Origin of the sequence: Streptomyces sp. NPDC048337 (assembly GCF_043201175.1) — a bacterium.
Taxonomy (GTDB): Bacteria; Actinomycetota; Actinomycetes; order Streptomycetales; family Streptomycetaceae; genus Streptomyces.
In genome coordinates this window covers 1-17,312 of the sequence record NZ_JBICYR010000011.1, presented here as the reverse complement: position 1 = coordinate 17,312, position 17,312 = coordinate 1, and the positions used below count along the sequence as shown (strand labels likewise).

The window sequence follows — 17,312 nt, the reverse complement described above, 5'->3', positions numbered from 1 at the left end:
GTTTGGGGCGCGGGGTCTGGGGCGGAGCCCCAGCAGCGGCGCCGCACCGGCCTAGCGGCGGCCGAAGGCCGTGAGGGTGCCGTCCTCGCGCGGTATTCGGCCCGGGCCGCGGGACTCCCGCACCGCCCGCGCCGAGCGACCCGCGCGCGCCGTGCTGCTCGGCTCCGAGACGACCCCGTGCCGCTGGTTCCACGTCTGCCGGGTGATCACCACGTCCAGGACCCCCCACGTGGCCACGATCGTCCCCGCCACCGCGCCGAGCGCCATCGGGAAGGCCAGCCACGAGCCGGTGATCGTGAGGAAAAAGGTGATCGTCGCCTGGGTGAGGGTCACGGCGACGATCAGCACGGCCCGCACCGCGGACGCCCGCACCGGATCCGGCATCCGGCGCCGGCGCGCCGGCTCCTCCTCCCACATGCCCCGCCGGCCCCCGCCGCCACCGCTCTCGCGCTCGTATCCGTGGTATCCGCTCATCGTCCGCTCCCTCCCCACCACGTCTACCCCGAAAGGAAGACGTTCCGCACCGGCGAGAGATTCCCGAATCCCGGACACTTCCCCCGCCCCCGGTGATCGCGGAACGAATAGTTCCAGCCATCCATCCGGTTGCGCGAACCGACGCCCCACCGAGTGTCATCTGCCACATATCGGGCCGCTATTCACCGGAAGTATCGGACAACTCGTGATCTTCGCCCAGGGGTCCGGCCGAAAACGTCCGGACACGCCTTCGATGCCGCAGCGTGGCAGTAGTAGGCTCACGCCGTTTAAATGACGGAACACCGATCCCGGGCAACGGGGTTGAGCTGGGGGAGGCTGGGGAGGCCATGCGCTTTCGCGGGAAGTCCATCCGCCGGAAGATCGTGGCGTTGCTCCTTGTGCCGCTCGTCTCCCTGACCGCCCTGTGGGGCTTCGCCACGGTCATCACCGGCCGCCAGGCCGTCCAACTCCTCGACGTCGCCTACGTCATCGACAAGGTCGGCTACCCCATCGAGGACGTCGTCCGCGTCATCCAGAAGGAACGCCGCCAGACCCTCGTCCTCATCGGCGACCCCCGCGCCGCCAACGCCACCGCCGAACTCGCCAAGCGCCGCGCCGAGACCGACGCCGCCGTCGAGCAGATCAGCGCCAGCGCCCGGGACCCCGAGGTCGTCGACGAGCTGAGCCCGCAGAACGCCGAGCGCCTGCGCTCCATCCTCGCCGCCTTCCGCGGCGTCGGCGCCCTGCGCCACTCCGTCGACTCGAACAGCCTCGACCCCGGCCAGGCCCTGGACCTCTACGGCCGACTCATCGACCCCTGCTACGAGTTCCTCATGAATCTCCACGCCCTGGAGAACGTGGAGATGGACAAGCAGGGCCGCGCCCTCGTCGGCATCACCCGGGCGCGCGAGGCGCTCTCCCGCGAGGACGCCGTCATCGCCTCCGCCCTCGCCGCGCGCAACATCAGCCCGGCCGACATCCGTCACGTCTCCGACTTCGTCGCCAACCGCAAGCTGCTGTACGAGTTCAACCTCGCGATCCTCCCGGCCGCCGACCGCGAGCTCTTCGAGCAGTACTGGGGCGGCGTCGACTCCAAGGCCGTCCGCGACACGGAGGAACGCTTCCTCAGCGCCGGCGCCGTCAGGAACCCGCGCGGCCTCCCCTCCGCCCAGTGGGACGAGGCCGCGACCAAGGTCCTCGACGACCTCGCCACCATGGGCACCGACGCCGGCGACCGCTACCAGAAGCGCGTCGAGCCCGTCGCCATGGACGTCCTCGTCCAGGCCGCCGTCGCCGGCATCCTCGGCTTCATCGCCCTGATCGTCTCCCTGTTCCTCTCCGTGCGCATCGGCCGCGACCTGGTCCGCGACCTGTCCCGCCTCCGCAAGGAGGCCCACGAGGTCTCCGGCGTCCGGCTGCCCGCCGTGATGCGCCGCCTCGCGGCCGGCGAGCACGTGGACGTGGAGACCGAGGCGCCCCGCCTGGAGTACGAGAAGGACGAGGTCGGCCAGGTCGGCCAGGCCCTCAACACCCTCCAGCGCGCCGCCGTCGAGGCCGCCGTCAAGCAGGCCGAGCTGCGTCGCGGCGTTTCCGAGGTGTTCGTCAACCTGGCCCGCCGCAACCAGGTCCTGCTGCACCGCCAGCTGACCCTCCTCGACACCATGGAGCGCCGCACCGAGGACACCGAGGAGCTCGCCGACCTCTTCCGCCTCGACCACATGACCACCCGCATGCGCCGCCACGCCGAAGGCCTGGTGATCCTCTCCGGCGCCGCGCCCTCCCGCCAGTGGCGCAAGCCCGTCCAGCTGATGGACGTCGTACGGGCCGCGGTCGCCGAGGTCGAGGACTACGAGCGCATCGAGGTACGCCGGCTCCCGCGCCTGGGCATCGCCGGCCCCGCCGTCGCCGACATCACCCACCTCGTCGCCGAACTCCTGGAGAACGCCACCGTGTTCTCACCGCCGCACACCGCGGTCCAGGTGCACGGCGAGCGCGTGGCCAACGGCTTCACCCTGGAGATCCACGACCGCGGCCTCGGCATGAACCCGGACGCGCTGCTCGACGCGAACCTCCGGCTCGCCGAGACCCCCGAGTTCGAACTCTCCGACACCGACCGCCTCGGCCTGTTCGTCGTCAGCCGCCTCGCGCAGCGCCACAGCGTCAAGGTCGCCCTCCAGCAAAGCCCGTACGGGGGCACCACCGCGGTGGTCTTCCTCCCCGTGGAGGTCCTCACCGACGCCCCCGAGACCAACGGCACCGGCATCCGGCTCGACGGCGCCGAGGCCGGCGCCGGGACGGGCACCGCCCCCCGGCCCGGCACGATCCCCACCGACCGCCCCGCCCCCGCCGCCGTCGAACGGGCTACCTCCGGCCGCCCGCTGCCGGCCGCAGCCGAACTGCGCGGCCCCGTGGAGCTGGAGGCCCCGCTCGACGTCCTCGGGCTCGACGGGGTGGAGGCCATCGAGTCCCTCGACGGCCTCGACGACCCCGCCGTCCTGGACGGCATCGGAGCCCGCCCGGCCATGGCGACGCTGGACGACGAGACCCCGCCGAACGGCACCCCGCGCAGCGCCCTGCTCGGGCTGCGCCCGGCGGACCGGCCGCACACCGACCGGCACGCCGAGCGCCACGGATCCCGCAGGGGCGACCGCGACCGCGAGCCGCTCGCCCCCACCGGCCCGGTCCGCCTCGACACCCAGCGCGTGGAGACCCCGCGTCCCGACGGCGCCCGCTCCTCCGGGGGTGCCGTGCCGCTGCCGCGCCGCCGCCCCACCCCGACCCTGGTCGCCGAACACGGCCGCCGGGTGGAGCCGCGCCCCGTGCACGTGGTGCCGCAGCCCGCACCGGCGCAGGCCCCGACGCCGAAGACCGTTCCGAAGACCACGCCGAAGGCCGCGCCCATGCCCGGCACCGGCACGGGCGTCGGCCCGAGCACCGGCCCCGGCGGCCTGCCCCGCCGGATCCGCCAGGCCAGCCTGGCCCCGCAGCTCAAGAACTCCCCGGCCCCCGCCCCCGACGACGCCGCCCCCGACCAGGTGGCCCACCGGGACGCGGAGGACGTACGGACGCGCATGTCCGCACTCCAGCGCGGCTGGACCGCGGGCCGCGAACAGCACGCACAGCAGCAGTCGGAGACCGAGGCCGGCACGTCCGCCGCCACGGGTCCCGGATACGAGAACGAAGGGGACGGTCGATGACCGCACCGCAGACCGGCAACGACACCAGGGGCCGCGGCTCCGGCCCGCTCAACTGGCTCCTCGACGAGCTGGTCGACAAGGTCGGCTCCATCCGCAAGGCGGTGGTCCTCTCCGGCGACGGCCTGCCCACCGGCAGCTCCAAGGACCTGACCCGCGAGGACAGCGAGCACCTCGCGGCGGTGGCCTCCGGCTTCCACAGCCTGGCCAAGGGCGTCGGCCGGCACTTCGAGTCCGGCAAGGTCCGCCAGACCGTCGTCGAGCTCGACGAAGCCTTCCTGTTCGTCATGGCCGCGGGCGACGGCAGCTGCCTGGCCGTGCTCTCCGACGCCGACTCCGACGTCGGCCAGGTCGCGTACGAGATGACGCTGATGGTCAAGCGCGTCGGCGACCACCTGGCGACCACCCCGCGCACCGGGCTGCCCGCCGGAGGGTGAGTCGTACGGAATGAGCGAACCAGGCCAGGACCACCCCGCCGACACCCCGGTCGCAGACCGGGCCCCCGCCCCCGACCCCACGCACTGGTTCGACGACGAAGCCGGTCCGGTCGTACGCCCGTACGCCATGACCCGCGGCCGCACCAGCCACGCGGGCCAGCACCGACTCGACCTGATCGCCCTCGTCGTCGCCGAAGCGGCGGCCGACGATCCGGTCTGGGACATGACCCTGTCCCCGGAGCACGTCCACATCCTCGGCATGTGCCTGGAGCGGCCGCAGTCGGTCGCCGAACTCGCGGCCGACCTCGACCTCGCGGTCGGAGTCGTACGGGTCCTGATCGGGGACCTGGTCGACGAGGAACTGGTCCACGTGACCCGGCCGGTACCGCCGGCCGAACTGCCCGACGAATCCATTCTGCGTGAGGTGATCGATGGCCTTCGGGCGCTCTAGCCGCACCGGTGCCATGCACGCCGTGTCACCGGTCGAACCCCTGACCTTGAAGATCCTGGTCGCGGGCGGCTTCGGGGTGGGCAAGACCACCCTGGTCAGTGCGGTCAGCGAGATCAGACCGCTGCGGACGGAGGAACTCCTCTCGGAGCCGGGCGCCGCCGTCGACGACACCGGGGGAGTGGAGGGCAAGAGCACCACCACCGTGGCCATGGACTTCGGGCGCATCACGCTCCGCGAGGACCTGGTGCTGTACCTGTTCGGCACGCCCGGGCAGGACCGGTTCTGGTTCCTGTGGGACGAGCTGGCCCAGGGCTCGCTCGGCGCGGTGGTCCTCGCGGACACCCGCCGCCTCGCCGACTGCTTCGCCGCTATCGACTACTTCGAGCGGCGCGAGATCCCCTTCGTCGTCGCGGTCAACTGCTTCGACGGCGCGGACCGGCACCCCGTGGTGACCGTACGGGAGGCACTCGACCTCGACCCCGGGGTGCCGGTGCTGCTGTGCGACGCCCGCGACCGGGAGTCGGTGAAGGACGTCCTGGTCGGGGTCGTCGAACACGCGATGTCACTGGCCCGGGCCCGCCGCCGCAGCCTCACGGCCGGAGCCTGACCCGAGGGCCCTGGACGCCCGTCCGACATGGAGGCGGCCCGTACCCCCGCCGACTGGGGTACGGGCCGCAGCTCTCATGGGGGGATTTTGGGTCCCGGTCGCGGCGCGGGACTGTGGAGCGAGTGTGAACCCGCCGCCGGGGGCCGTCAAGCGTTCGGACAACACCCGCCGGAAGCCGCCGCTCAGCACACCGCGACGACGGCCGAACCGTGCCCGAACAGCCCCTGGTTGGCGGTGATCCCGGCCCGTGCCCCCGGCACCTGCCGGGCCCCGGCCGTACCCCGCAACTGCCACGTCAGCTCGCACACCTGCGCGATGGCCTGCGCCGGCACCGCCTCCCCGAACGAGGCCAGCCCGCCACTGGTGTTGACGGGGATCCGCCCGCCGAGGGCCGTCGCGCCCTCCCGTACGAGCTTGGCGCCCTCACCCTCCCCGCAGAGCCCGATGTCCTCGTACCACTCCAACTCCAGCGCCGTGGACAGGTCGTACACCTCGGCGAGGGAGAGCTCGTCCGGGCCGAGCCCCGCCTCCTCGTACGCCGCGCGCGCGATCGAGGCCCGGAAGGACCCGGCCGCGGGCTCCACGGCCACCACCGAGTCGGTGGCGATGTCCGGCAGGTCCAGCACCGTACGGGGATAGGTGGGGGTCACCGTCGAGACGGCCCGGATCCGCACCGGGCCGGCGACGCCCCGCGACCGCGCGAAGTCCATACTGCTCAGCACCAGCGCCGCGCCCCCGTCGGAGGTGGCGCAGATGTCGAGCAGCCGCAGCGGATCGGCGACGACGGCCGATGCCGCGACCTCCTCGGCCGTGACCGTCTTGCGGTAGCGGGCGTACGGGTTGAGCGCCCCGGCCGCCGCGTTCTTCACCTTGACCTGGGCGAAGTCCTCCGGGGTGTCCCCGTGGACGGCCATCCGGCGGCGGGCGTACAGCGCGAAGTAGGCCGGGTTGGTGGCGCCCAGCACACGGAAGCGCAGCCAGTCAGGGTCGTCGGGCCGGTCCCCTCCCGCCGGCGCGAAGAACCCCTTGGGCGCCGCGTCCGCGCCCACCACGAGCACCACGTCCGCCAGGCCCGCGAGGATCTGCGCCCGGGCCGCCCCGATCGCCTGCGCCCCGGACGCGCAGGCCGCGTACACGCTGGTCACCCGCGCGCCCTGCCAGCCGAGCGCCTGCGCGAAGGTCGCCCCGGCCACGTAGCCCGGGTAGCCGGAGCGCACGGTGTCGGCGCCGACGATCGACCCCACGTCCGTCCAGTCCAGTCCGGCGTCGTCGAGCGCCGCCCGCGCGGCGGCCCGGCCGTACTCGACGAAGCTGCGGCCCCACTTGCCCCACGGGTGCATCCCGGCCCCGAGCACGGCGATGTCGGCGCTCACGCGACCCCTCCCACCGGCTTGAACCGCCAGGTGGTCCAGGTGGTCCCGGCATCCTCGTTCAGCACGCCGCCCACCACCTCGACCTCCATCCCGACCGCCAGGTCGCCGACCCCCACCCCGGGCGCCGCCTGCCCCAGCACGACCATCCCCTCGGCCTCCAGCTCCACCGCGACCAGGGTGTACGGCTCCCAGGGCGCGTCCGGATCGGACACGTACGGGGCGGGCGGCCGGTAGCGCCCGTCGGTGTAGGACCAGACCCGCCCGCGCGGGGACAGCGGCACCTCGGCGAGCTCGCCGCCGCCGGAGCAGCGCGGATTGCGGCAGTACGCGTCCTCGCGCGGGAAGAACACCGCGGTGCAGGCGGAACACCGGGTGCCGAGCAGGCGGAAGCCGCCGCCCGGTCCGTCCTCGGTGAACCACCCGCTCACGACGGGTGTGCGTGTGTGTGCCAAGACCCCTCCCAAGCCAAACAACTGACGGATCGTCAGGAGTCTGGCACGGGACGGGCCACGAGGTCACCGGTTCTCGGCGAGCCACTTCTGCGCGATCTCCGTCAACTCCGCGTCGCGACCGGCCAGCATCATCCGGATCATCTGCGCGTCCCCGCGGAGCGACCACCCCGGATGCCCGAAGGTGGCGGGGTTGTTCCTCTCGATCAGGAAATGAGCGGGCCAGGCGGTCCCGTAGCCGATCAGGGGCAGCGCGGCAAGATACCGCTTCCGCCCCCGCGCCACCCCGTAGACGGTCAGCGCGAGCCCGGTGAGCGTGCCGGTGAGGTGCACCCAGCGGGTGGCGCCACGTGAATGCATCGCGACGTAGTAGGGCCAGAATTCCTCGTAAGAATCGAACGTCATGCGGGCACGGTACTCACGGCCGCGCCGACCCGACAGACGCGCCGGAGACGGGAAAGTCGAAGTAGGTATCCGGAAACGCCTCGGGCTTGAAGGTGAAGTGCCACCACTCCTCGGGCAGGTTGACGAACCCGGCTTCCCCGAGCGTCTCGCGCAGCAGCCGCCGGTTCGCCCGGGCGGCCTCAGAGACCGCCGGGCTGTCCGTGTGAGAGCGCGGATCGAAGAAGTCGAACGGCGTCCCCATGTCCAGCTCCCGGCCGCTGCCGCCGGCGAGCGCCACCAGGGTCACGTCGAGGGTGCTCCCGCGGGAATGCCCCGACTTCTCGGCGATGTACCCCTCGGGAATCAGCCGGGACTTGTCGACCTCCGGATAGAACTCCTCCTTGGTGCTCTGATCGGAGGCGTCGGCCGCCCACCGCACGAACTGGTCGACGGCCCGCTGCGGCCGGTAGCAGTCGTACACCTTCAGCGACAGCCCGCGCCGCAGCAGCCGCCGCTGTGCCCGCCGCAACGCCTCGGCGGCGGGCCGCGCGAGCAGGCACACGGGCTCCTCGTACCCGTCGACCCGTCCGCCGGTGAAATTCCGGGTGCCCGCATACCGCATGTCCTGCCGGACCGTCGGATCGACATCCGCCAAGGCCGTGAACTCCGGCGGAGCCGCCGCCCCACCGGCCACGAGCCCCACACACATCACAACAGCCGCTGCCCTCATACCCCTTGGCATACCATCCCCGCATGCCGCCACACCTGAGGGACTCGCACTGCTCCACCTGCGGAGCGCCGTACTCCACCCTTACGTGGCCCCGCACCTGCGCCTCGTGCGGCGCCACCGCCTACCGCAACCCGCTCCCGGTGGCCATCGCCCTCCTCCCCGTCGAGGACGCGGAGGGCACCGGCCTCGTGGTCATCACCCGCACCATCGAGCCGGCCCTCGGAGGCGTCGCCCTGCCCGGAGGCTTCATCGACTTCGGCGAGGACTGGCGCGAAGCGGTCGTCCGCGAACTCCGCGAGGAGACCGGCATCACCGCCCCGGCCTCGGAGATCACCCTGGCCGACGCCATGAGCTCCCCGGCGGGCCACCTGCTCCTCTTCGGCCTCCTCCCACCCCGCCCGTCCACCACCCTCCCCACCGCGACCCCCACGAACGAGACCACGGGCTGGCACACCCTCCACACCCCCACCGAACTGGCCTTTCCCCTCCACACCCGGGCGGCGAATGCCTGGTTCGAGGGCCGCTACACCTGACGGACTCCAGCCCTGCCGGCGTTTGAGGCGCGGGGGTCCGGGGCGGAGCCCCGTTCTTGAAGCGACACCCGCCCACCCGGCCCGGCCGGCAGGTCCAGCCCCGCCGGCGTTTGAGGCGCGGGGCGCGGGGCGGAGCCCCGATCGTGAAGCCGCACCCACCCACCCGGCCCGGCGTCGCTAGACCCCCCGCACCACCACACCCTCCACCGGCACCCCCGCCTCGGTCTCCACCACCACCTCGTCCCCCACCCACCGCACGGCGTACCGCTCGACCTCGCCCGCCTCGAACCCCGGCCCCGGATCCCGGATCACCACCCCGCCCCCCGTACGCCCCCGCGCCGGAGCCCAGACCTCCAGCTCCACCCCGCCATCCCCGGCCGACCGGACCGGAAGCACCGCCCCCGCCCGCGCCAGCACCGGGATCCGCCCCTGCGGGGCGTCCAGCAGGATCTGCCCCGGCCCCTCGTACGCCGCCCCCGAAGCCGTGTCGTACCACCGCCCCCGTGGCAGCCGTACCGCCCGCCGGTCCGCCCCGCACTCCAGCACCGGGGCGACCAGCAGCGCATCACCCAGCAGGAACGCGTCCTCGCAGTCCCGCAGCCCCCGCTCCTCCGGCGTCCCCCACCACACCGGCCGCACGTACGGCGCCCCCGTCCGCCGCGCCAGGTGGGACAGCGTCACGAAGTACGGCCGCAGCCGCTCCCGCTCCGCCATCACCGCCCGCGCCTGCTCCTCCACCTCCGGCCCGAACTCCCACGGCTCCCGCCGCCCCGCCCAGATCGCCGAGTGGGTCCGGAACAGCGGGAGGTACGCCCCCAGTTGCAGCCACCGCACGTACAACTCGGGGGACGGCGACCCGCCGAACCCGCCGACGTCCGGCCCCGAGTACGGCACCCCGCACAGCCCGAGCCCCAACACCAGTGCCAGCGAGGCCCGCAGCCCCTCCCAGCTGCTCTCCACATCCCCCGACCACGTGCCCCCGTACCTCTGCATCCCCGCCCACCCCGACCGCGAGAACAGGAACGGCCGCTCCGCCGGCCGCAGCCGGATCAGCCCCTCCCAGCCCGCCCGCGCCATCCCGAGCGCGTACACGTTGTGCCCGGCGCGGTGGTCCCCGCCCGCACCGTCCATCGCGTGCCGCGCCGACCGGGGCAGGGTGGCGTCCCCGAACGGCGCGAAGGACACCGGCTCGTTCATGTCGTGCCAGAAACCGGCGAAGCCCTGCGCGAGCCGCTCCTCGTACAGGCCGCCCCACCACTCCCGCACCGCCGGATCCGTGAAGTCCGGGTACACGCACTCGCCCGGCCAGACCTCGCCGCGTACCTCCCCGCCCAGCGCGTCCCGTACGAAGGCACCACCCGCCCCCACCCCGCGGCCCGACGCGTGCACGGCGTCGCCCGTCTTCACCGCCGGATCGACGATCGAGACGAGCCGCACCCCCTGCTCGCCCAACTCCCGTGCCAGCCCCGGCAGATCGGGGAACCTTTCCCCATCGACCGTGAACACCCGGTGCCCGTCGTAGTGGTCGATGTCCAGGTGTACGGCCGACAGCGCGAGCCCGCGCGACGCGTACCCCCCGACCACGCGCCGCACCTCCTCCGCGCTCCCGAACCCCCACCGCGCGTGCTGGTACCCCAGCGCCCACTCCGGCGGCACCGCGGCGCCGCCCGTCAGCCCCGACCAGCCCTGGAGCACCCGCGCCGGCGTCCCCACCAGCACCCAGCAGCGCAGCGGACCGCCCTCCATGCGCAGCTCCGCCATCCCCGGCCGGTCCACCCCCGAACCCGCGCCCTCCTCGCCCTCGCGCAACACCACCCGGCCGTCCCACGAGTTGTCGTGGAACACCAGGTGCGTTCCCGCGTCGGCGACCACCATCTGCACCGGCATGGTCAGGTACAGCGGGTCGTCATCCGGCCCGAAGCCGCCCTTCGGATCTGTGTTCCACAGCCGGTACACCCCGTCCCGCAGCCGCGGCCCCCCGGCCCGCCCGCCGAGCCCGAAGAACCGCGCATCCGCCGCCACCTCACTCCGCTGCGCCCACCGCGGTTCCAGCCTCGCCGGCGTTTGAGGCGCGGGGTCCGGGGCGGAGCCCCGATCGTGAAGCCGCACCGGCCCTCCCGGCCCGGCCACGCCCCCGCCCGGGGTCGGCCCCCCGCCTGGGCCCGTCGCCTCCCCGGCGAGGGGAATCGGCTCCCACCAGCGCGGCGGCAGCTCCCGGCGCAGCACCGTCCCGCCCGGGGTCCGCACCTCCACCGCCCCGTGCCGGGACACCGCCACCGTCACGCGCTCCGACACCACCCGCCAGCCACCCCCGGTATCCGGCTCCAGCACGGCCCGCGGATCCGGCTCGGGCCCGCTGCCCACCACCGCGTACGAGGGCGTCGGCCCGGCCCCGTCCCAGCCCCAGAACACGGCCCCGCCCGCGGTGACCCGCACCAGCAGCTCCGAACGCGCGAAGCGCAGCACGCCCCCGCCCGGCCGAGGCTCCGTACCGACCAGCAGCCCCGGCACGCGCGCCCGCTCCGCGCCCCGGCGCCCAAGCCCCTCCGCGTCCGCGCGCCGATGGCGCCACGCCGAGAGCCAGGCGCGCCGCCCCCGCTCGGTACCGATGTCCTTCACCGCACGCACCAGATCACGACCGTTCATGGCGATCACCCTGCCACCGGGCCCCCGCCGAGCGTGGTGCGTTCAACTGTCGTTCACCCACGGGCGGCCCCCGCCGCGTGGCGGCGGCACACATGCCGCCGACCCCGCAAGCGGTGAAGACGACTCTGGTGCGGATGTCGATCACATGGCATCGTCCCAGTGAGCCGCCGCGCGCACACCCCCCGCGCGATGGCACCGTACGCACACGAAGCGCGAGCCGCAGACTTGACCGGGAGCCGACCCATGACCTCAGCCACGCAGCCGGAACCCCTCTGGGCCCCGGGCCCCCACCGGATCGCCGCGGCCCGGATCACCGCCTTCCAGACCTGGGCCGCCGAGCGCCACGGAGCCCCGGCCGACGGGGGCTACCCCGCCCTGCAGAGCTGGTCCGTCGACGAGCTCGACACCTTCTGGCAGGCGGTCGCCGAGTGGTTCGAGGTCCGCTTCACCACTCCCTACGAATCCGTCCTCGCCGACCGCACCATGCCCGGCGCCCGCTGGTTCACCGGAGCCACCCTCAACTACGCCGAGCACGCCCTGCGCGCCGCCGAGGACCCGGCCCGCGCCGACGACGCCGCCCTGCTGTGCGTGGACGAGAGCCACGAGACCACCCCCGTCACCTGGGCCGAGCTCCGCCGCCAGGTCGGCTCGCTCGCCGCCGAGCTGCGTGCGCTCGGCGTACGCCCCGGCGACCGGGTCAGCGGCTACCTCCCCAACATCCCCGAGGCGGTCGTCGCCCTCCTCGCCACGGCCGCCGTCGGAGGCGTCTGGACCTCCTGCGCCCCCGACTTCGGCGCCCGCAGCGTCCTCGACCGCTTCCAGCAGGTCGAGCCGGTCGTCCTGTTCACCGTCGACGGCTACCGCTACGGCGGCAAGGAGCACGACCGCCGCGACACCGTCGCCGAGCTCCGCGCCGAGCTGCTCTCCCTGCGCGCCGTCGTCCACATCCCGCTCCTCGGCACGCCGGCCCCCGCCGGAGCCCTCGACTGGTCCGCCCTCACCTCCGCGGCCACCGAGCCCGTCTTCGAGGCGGTCCCCTTCGACCACCCCCTCTGGGTCCTCTACTCCTCCGGTACGACCGGCCTGCCCAAGGCCATCGTCCAGTCCCAGGGCGGCATCCTCCTCGAACACCTCAAGCAGCTCGGCCTGCACTGCGACCTCGGCCCGGAGGACCGCTTCTTCTGGTACACCTCCACCGGCTGGATGATGTGGAACTTCCTCGTCTCCGGCCTGCTCACCGGCACGACCGTCGTCCTCTACGACGGCAGCCCCGGCTACCCCGACACCGCCGCCCAGTGGCGCATCGCCGAACGCACCGGGGCCACCCTCTACGGCACCTCCGCCGCCTACGTCATGGCCTGCCGCAAGGCCGAGGTCCACCCGGGCCGCGACTTCGACCTCTCCGCCGTGAAGTGCGTGGCCACCACCGGCTCCCCGCTCCCGCCCGACGGCTTCCGCTGGCTCCACGACGAGGTGGCCGAGGACCTCTGGATCGCCTCCGTCAGCGGCGGCACCGACGTGTGCAGCTGCTTCGCCGGCGCCGTCCCCACCCTCCCCGTCCACATCGGCGAGCTCCAGGCCGCCTGCCTCGGTACGGACCTCCAGTCCTGGGACCCGTCCGGCAAGCCCGTCATCGGCGAGGTCGGCGAGCTCGTCGTCACCAACCCCATGCCGTCCATGCCGATCCGCTTCTGGAACGACCCCGACGGCAGCCGCTACCGCGACAGCTACTTCGAGATGTTCCCGGGCACCTGGCGGCACGGGGACTGGATCACGATCACCGACCACGGCTCCGTGATCATCCACGGCCGCTCCGACTCCACCCTGAACCGCCAGGGCGTCCGGATGGGCTCCGCCGACATCTACGAGGCCGTGGAGCGCCTCCCCGAGATCAAGGAATCCCTGGTCATCGGCCTGGAGGAGCCGAACGGCGGCTACTGGATGCCGCTCTTCGTCCACCTCGCCCCCGGCGCCACCCTCGACGACGACCTGCGCGCCCGTATCAAGACGACGATCCGCGAGGAGCTCTCCCCGCGCCACGTCCCCGACGAGATCATCGAGGTCCCTGGCATCCCGCACACCCTCACCGGCAAGCGCATCGAGGTCCCGGTCAAGCGGCTCCTCCAGGGCGCGCCCCTGGCCAAGGCGGTCAACCCGGGCTCCGTCGACAACCTCGACCTCCTCCACTTCTACGAGGAGCTGGCCCGCACGCGCGGCTGAGGTCACTGTCAGTGGCGGCAACTACTCTGAGTGAGCAAGCGATTGCGGCACTCAGGGGGAGCCATGCCACCGAAGAAGGACACCGGAACCACCAACACCAACACGACCAACACCGCCCGGAGCACCAAGCCCGGAAGGACCTCGCGGGCACGCGGAACGACGACCGGCACCGACCGGCGCCGCACCCTGCGCCGCGAGGTCCCCAGCACCGTCGGCCTCCTCGCCGACCCCGGGGACTTCGCGGCCATGCGGGACTACCGCAGCTTCACCTTCGACGACCACGAGGACTACCTCCGCCACGTCGAGGCCCTGCTCCGCTCCCTCGCGGCGCAGGGCATCCACACGACCGTCGCCCTCTTCGACCCCGAGGAGTACGCCGAATACTGCGCGGAGCAGGGCCTCGACCCGGACACCGCCGAAGCCCGCACCCGTTTCACGGCGGAGCTGGCTGGCACCGGCGCCGGCCTGCCCTATGCGGGCCAGCCCATCGACGAACTCGTACCGCTCCTCGTCGACGAGGCCGTCCGACAGGCCACCTGGGAGTACGCCACCGGCCTCCTCGCCGGGGTCGGCACCTGCGCCGACTGCGGAGAGGACATCGGCCAGGCCTCCTTCGAACGCGCCGCCGCGGCGCTCGAACGCCTGGTGGCAGGCGCGGGCCCCGGCCACCACCACCTCGTGTGCAGCGTCCCGACCGAGGCGGAACAGCTCGTCGCCGTCCTCCACGCCGATGCCGGCGAGGACCCGCAGGCACCACTCCGCATCGAGGGCCGCGACGCCCTCGACTTCGCGACCGTTCTCGCCGCCGGCCTCGCCCTCGGCGGCCCAGGGGGACTGGTCCTGCGCAGTACCACAGAGGGCAACCGGGACCGCGTCCACGGCTGGCGCCTGGACCGCGGCCGCCTCACCGCCCTCTCGGCCGCGGCCGTCTTCAACGCCTACTGCACGGACGCCGACACCGGGGACCCCGTGGCCCCCGAACCGGGCGTCGAGTACTGCCCCGGCTACGAGGTGGACGCCCCGGGACCGCACCCCTGACAAGCGGCCGAGGGGCCCTCGCCACCGGCGAAGGCCCCTCGATCGACTGCGACTGCACACACCCTCCGGCTACTCGCCGGACAGCACCGCCTGGGCGGCCACACGGGCCTCCTCGGCGCTGTCGCACGCACGCGCGGCGGCAGCCGCACGCTCGCACTGGGCGAGGGTGTACTTGGCGAGCGTCGCCCGCACGTACGGAATCGAAGCGGCACCCATCGACAGGGAGGTGACACCCAGACCCGTCAGCACACAGGCCAGCAGCGGGTCCGAAGCGGCCTCGCCACAGACACCACAGCTCTTGCCCTCCGCCTTGGCGGCCTCGGCCGACATGGCGATCAGGTCGAGCAGCGCCGGCTGCCAGGGGTCCTGCAGCCGCGACACCGCACCCACCTGACGGTCGGCGGCGAAGGCGTACTGGGCCAGGTCGTTGGTGCCCAGCGACAGGAACTCGACCTCCTGGAGGATCGAGCGCGCCCGCAGCGCGGCGGAGGGGATCTCCACCATCGCGCCGAACTTCGCTCGCAGACCCGCCTCGCGGCACGCGTCGGCGAAGGCCTTGGCGTCGGTCCGGTCCGCCACCATCGGGGCCATGACCTCGAGGTAGACGGGCAGCCCCTCGGCGGCCTTCGCCAGCGCGGTGAGCTGCGTGCGCAGCACCTCCGGGTGGTCGAGCAGGGTCCGCAGTCCGCGCACGCCCAGCGCCGGGTTCGGCTCATCGCCCGGAGTCAGGAAGTCCAGCGGCTTGTCGGCGCCGGCGTCCAGCACGCGCACGACGACACGGCCCTCGGGGAAGGCCTCGAGCACCTTGCGGTACGACTCGATCTGCTTCTCCTCGGACGGCGCCTTCTTGCTGTCGTCCAGGAACAGGAACTCGGTGCGGAACAGACCCACACCCTCGGCCCCGGCCTCGACGGCGGCCGGCACGTCCGCCGGACCGCCGACGTTCGCCAGCAGCGGCACCTTGTGACCGTCGGACGTGGCGCCCGGACCGGACGACGCGGCGAGAGCGGCCTTGCGCTCGGCGGCCGCGGCCTCCAGCTCGGCCCGCTTCTCATCGCTCGGCTCGACGAACAGGTCGCCAGTGCTGCCGTCGACCGCGATGACCGTACCCTCGGCGATCTCACCGGCACCCGGCAGCGCAACGATCGCCGGCACGCCCAGCGCCCGCGCGAGGATCGCGCTGTGGCTGGTCGGACCGCCTTCCTCCGTGACGAAGCCGAGCACCAGAGCCGGGTCGAGCAGCGCCGTGTCCGCAGGCGCCAGGTCCCGGGCGATCAGCACGTACGGCTCGTCGCTGTCCGGCACGCCCGGCATCGGCACGCCGAGCAGGCGCGCCACGATGCGGTTCCGTACGTCGTCCAGGTCGGCCACCCGGCCGGCCATGTACTCGCCGGCCCCCGCCAGCAGGTCGCGGTAGGCGGCGAAGGCGTCGTACACCCCGCGCTCCGCGGTGCTGCCGACGGCGATCCGCCGGTCCACGTCAGCCATCAGCTCGGGGTCCGTGGCGATCATCGCCTGGGCCTCGAGCACGTGCTGAGCCTCGCCACCGGCCAGCTGGCCGCGCGCGATCAGGTCGGCCGAGACAGCCTCCACGGCCTTGCGGGCGCGCCCCTGCTCGCGCTCCGCCTCATCCGCCGTGATCTGCCTCGCCGGCGGTTCGAGAACCGCCGTACCCATGTGCCGAACCTCGCCGATCGCCACACCGTGGCTCACGCCGACGCCTCGCAGCGTTGTCTCCATTTCACCGTCTCCGATTGAGCGGCGGGCCCAGCCGCCGCGGTGGATATCCGACTGGCCTGTGCCGGCGGACAGGTCACTTCCAGCTGAAGAGCGTGTCTCCGGCCTTCACGTCCCCGTCCTCGTTCACGTCGGCGAGGGACTCGGCGGATGCCTCCAGCGCCACTACGGGGCAGATCGGCGACTTGCCGGCCTCTTCGACGGCCTGCGGGTTCCAACGGATGACGGCCTGACCACGGGTCACGGTGTCGCCCTTGTTGACGAGCAGCTCGAAGCCCTCGCCGTTGAGCTGGACGGTGTCGATCCCCAGGTGCGTGAGCACACCGTGGCCATCGCCGTCGACAACGACGTACGCGTGCGGGTGCAGGGAGACGACCACACCACCGACGGGGGACACCGCCTCCGAGGGCTCGCGCACGGGATCAATAGCGGTGCCCGGTCCCACCATCGCGCCGGAGAACACCGGATCGGGCACTGCCGCGAGTCCGATGGCGCGCCCGGCGAGTGGGGACGTCACGCTGGTCATGGGGGCCTCCCAGGGGTGGGGCTTCTTCGTGTCGCCGTCACTACCTGTCGCGAACGGCGTACTCTTCAGAAGGATATGTCACAGAGTGTTCGGATCCGCCCGATGTTGGTCCCGAACCGGACTGGTCCTTCGGCACGGAGACTAGTGGACTAGACCGGTGGACTAGACCATACGCCTGAATCGATTTGCTTGGGCACCACGGGACCTGTACTGTCGTGACTCCCGCCAGGACGCCTCGTGTGAACTTCTCGCGAACGTCTGATGGACGGGACTCCTCCTCTTCAGTATCGATCTTGATCTCGACTCCTTTCCGCATGCCCTTTTGGCAAAACGGAGAGTGGTCAAGCAGAACGAGAATCGCTGATAGAGTCGGAATCGCCGGAAAGGGAAAACGCGAAAGCGTAGAACCTGGAAAGCGCCGAGGAAATCGGGCCCGAAAGAGTCTGATAGAGTCGGAAACGCAAGAACGCAGAACGAAAGCCCGGAGGAAAGCCCGCGAGGGTGAGTACGAAG

The 17,312-nt window shown here is 72.8% G+C and carries 15 protein-coding genes; 7 read left to right on the top strand and 8 right to left on the bottom strand.

Annotation, left to right across the window (positions count from 1 at the left end):
• Positions 1-51: 51 nt before the first annotated feature.
• Positions 52-474 carry a hypothetical protein gene (locus tag ACGFYU_RS19250; RefSeq protein ID WP_393828488.1) on the bottom strand — a complete coding sequence of 141 codons (423 nt, stop codon included), beginning with the start codon at positions 472-474 and terminating at the stop codon, positions 52-54.
• Between the two features lie 347 nt (positions 475-821).
• Here ACGFYU_RS19250 and ACGFYU_RS19245 point away from each other — a divergent pair, with 347 nt between their 5' ends.
• The 4 genes from ACGFYU_RS19245 to ACGFYU_RS19230 are packed head-to-tail and all read left to right on the top strand — an operon-like array spanning position 822 to position 5,163.
• Complete coding sequence (locus ACGFYU_RS19245) at positions 822-3,671, top strand: nitrate- and nitrite sensing domain-containing protein (RefSeq protein ID WP_393828487.1); 2,850 nt, start codon at positions 822-824, stop codon at positions 3,669-3,671.
• Positions 3,668-4,105, top strand: a complete 438-nt coding sequence (locus ACGFYU_RS19240) for a roadblock/LC7 domain-containing protein (protein WP_393828486.1) — start codon at positions 3,668-3,670, stop codon at positions 4,103-4,105. Before ACGFYU_RS19245 ends, ACGFYU_RS19240 begins: the two co-directional genes overlap by 4 nt.
• Before the next feature lie 10 nt (positions 4,106-4,115).
• Positions 4,116-4,556, top strand: coding sequence for a DUF742 domain-containing protein (locus ACGFYU_RS19235; RefSeq protein ID WP_393828485.1), 441 nt, complete (start codon positions 4,116-4,118; stop codon positions 4,554-4,556).
• The gene (locus ACGFYU_RS19230; protein ID WP_393828484.1) at positions 4,537-5,163 is read left to right on the top strand and encodes an ATP/GTP-binding protein; all 627 of its coding nucleotides are present in this window, start codon (positions 4,537-4,539) and stop codon (positions 5,161-5,163) included. Before ACGFYU_RS19235 ends, ACGFYU_RS19230 begins: the two co-directional genes overlap by 20 nt.
• A gap of 182 nt (positions 5,164-5,345) precedes the next feature.
• Here the strand turns inward: ACGFYU_RS19230 and ACGFYU_RS19225 are convergent, their stop codons facing one another.
• The 4 genes from ACGFYU_RS19225 to ACGFYU_RS19210 form a co-directional block, all read right to left on the bottom strand.
• Positions 5,346-6,536 carry a lipid-transfer protein gene (locus ACGFYU_RS19225; protein ID WP_393828483.1) on the bottom strand — a complete coding sequence of 397 codons (1,191 nt, stop codon included), beginning with the start codon at positions 6,534-6,536 and terminating at the stop codon, positions 5,346-5,348.
• Positions 6,533-6,988, bottom strand: coding sequence for a Zn-ribbon domain-containing OB-fold protein (locus ACGFYU_RS19220; RefSeq protein ID WP_393828482.1), 456 nt, complete (start codon positions 6,986-6,988; stop codon positions 6,533-6,535). Before ACGFYU_RS19220 ends, ACGFYU_RS19225 begins: the two co-directional genes overlap by 4 nt.
• A gap of 63 nt (positions 6,989-7,051) precedes the next feature.
• On the bottom strand, positions 7,052-7,390 hold the full coding sequence (locus ACGFYU_RS19215; protein WP_393828481.1) for an Mpo1-like protein: 339 nt from the start codon (positions 7,388-7,390) through the stop codon (positions 7,052-7,054).
• A 13-nt stretch (positions 7,391-7,403) separates the two neighbouring features.
• The gene (locus ACGFYU_RS19210) at positions 7,404-8,099 is read right to left on the bottom strand and encodes a M15 family metallopeptidase (protein ID WP_393828480.1); all 696 of its coding nucleotides are present in this window, start codon (positions 8,097-8,099) and stop codon (positions 7,404-7,406) included.
• A gap of 23 nt (positions 8,100-8,122) precedes the next feature.
• Here ACGFYU_RS19210 and ACGFYU_RS19205 point away from each other — a divergent pair, with 23 nt between their 5' ends.
• Positions 8,123-8,632 (top strand): NUDIX domain-containing protein, encoded by a 510-nt coding sequence (locus tag ACGFYU_RS19205; protein ID WP_393828479.1) that lies wholly within the window; start codon positions 8,123-8,125, stop codon positions 8,630-8,632.
• 177 nt (positions 8,633-8,809) lie between these two features.
• Here the strand turns inward: ACGFYU_RS19205 and ACGFYU_RS19200 are convergent, their stop codons facing one another.
• Positions 8,810-11,278, bottom strand: a complete 2,469-nt coding sequence (locus ACGFYU_RS19200) for a glycoside hydrolase family 31 protein (RefSeq protein WP_393828478.1) — start codon at positions 11,276-11,278, stop codon at positions 8,810-8,812.
• Between the two features lie 243 nt (positions 11,279-11,521).
• On the opposite strand from ACGFYU_RS19200, the gene ACGFYU_RS19195 reads away from it, so the two are divergent.
• Both ACGFYU_RS19195 and ACGFYU_RS19190 read left to right on the top strand, forming a co-directional pair.
• Complete coding sequence (locus ACGFYU_RS19195) at positions 11,522-13,498, top strand: acetoacetate--CoA ligase (protein ID WP_393828477.1); 1,977 nt, start codon at positions 11,522-11,524, stop codon at positions 13,496-13,498.
• A gap of 63 nt (positions 13,499-13,561) precedes the next feature.
• Positions 13,562-14,536, top strand: a complete 975-nt coding sequence (locus ACGFYU_RS19190; protein WP_393828476.1) for a hypothetical protein — start codon at positions 13,562-13,564, stop codon at positions 14,534-14,536.
• A 69-nt stretch (positions 14,537-14,605) separates the two neighbouring features.
• On the opposite strand, the gene ptsP is transcribed toward ACGFYU_RS19190, so the two are convergent.
• Both ptsP and ACGFYU_RS19180 read right to left on the bottom strand, forming a co-directional pair.
• Positions 14,606-16,276, bottom strand: coding sequence for a phosphoenolpyruvate--protein phosphotransferase (gene ptsP, locus ACGFYU_RS19185; RefSeq protein ID WP_393828475.1), 1,671 nt, complete (start codon positions 16,274-16,276; stop codon positions 14,606-14,608).
• Positions 16,277-16,349: 73 nt separating this feature from the next.
• Positions 16,350-16,799: a PTS glucose transporter subunit IIA gene (locus ACGFYU_RS19180; protein WP_393828474.1), complete on the bottom strand. Its 450-nt coding sequence runs from the start codon at positions 16,797-16,799 to the stop codon at positions 16,350-16,352.
• Positions 16,800-17,312 lie beyond the last annotated feature (513 nt).

Excerpts from the sequence above, each read along its gene's own strand:
- ACGFYU_RS19250 (WP_393828488.1), bottom strand. The coding sequence starts at position 474 with ATGAGCGGATACCACGGATACGAGCGCGAGAGCGGTGGCGGCGGGGGC.
- ACGFYU_RS19245 (WP_393828487.1), top strand. The coding sequence starts at position 822 with ATGCGCTTTCGCGGGAAGTCCATCCGCCGGAAGATCGTGGCGTTGCTC.
- ACGFYU_RS19240 (WP_393828486.1), top strand. The coding sequence starts at position 3,668 with ATGACCGCACCGCAGACCGGCAACGACACCAGGGGCCGCGGCTCCGGC.
- ACGFYU_RS19235 (WP_393828485.1), top strand. The coding sequence starts at position 4,116 with ATGAGCGAACCAGGCCAGGACCACCCCGCCGACACCCCGGTCGCAGAC.
- ACGFYU_RS19230 (WP_393828484.1), top strand. The coding sequence starts at position 4,537 with ATGGCCTTCGGGCGCTCTAGCCGCACCGGTGCCATGCACGCCGTGTCA.
- ACGFYU_RS19215 (WP_393828481.1), bottom strand. The coding sequence starts at position 7,390 with ATGACGTTCGATTCTTACGAGGAATTCTGGCCCTACTACGTCGCGATG.
- ACGFYU_RS19210 (WP_393828480.1), bottom strand. The coding sequence starts at position 8,099 with ATGAGGGCAGCGGCTGTTGTGATGTGTGTGGGGCTCGTGGCCGGTGGG.
- ACGFYU_RS19205 (WP_393828479.1), top strand. The coding sequence starts at position 8,123 with ATGCCGCCACACCTGAGGGACTCGCACTGCTCCACCTGCGGAGCGCCG.
- ACGFYU_RS19200 (WP_393828478.1), bottom strand. The coding sequence starts at position 11,278 with ATGAACGGTCGTGATCTGGTGCGTGCGGTGAAGGACATCGGTACCGAG.
- ACGFYU_RS19195 (WP_393828477.1), top strand. The coding sequence starts at position 11,522 with ATGACCTCAGCCACGCAGCCGGAACCCCTCTGGGCCCCGGGCCCCCAC.
- ACGFYU_RS19190 (WP_393828476.1), top strand. The coding sequence starts at position 13,562 with ATGCCACCGAAGAAGGACACCGGAACCACCAACACCAACACGACCAAC.
- ptsP (WP_393828475.1), bottom strand. The coding sequence starts at position 16,276 with ATGGAGACAACGCTGCGAGGCGTCGGCGTGAGCCACGGTGTGGCGATC.
- ACGFYU_RS19180 (WP_393828474.1), bottom strand. The coding sequence starts at position 16,799 with ATGACCAGCGTGACGTCCCCACTCGCCGGGCGCGCCATCGGACTCGCG.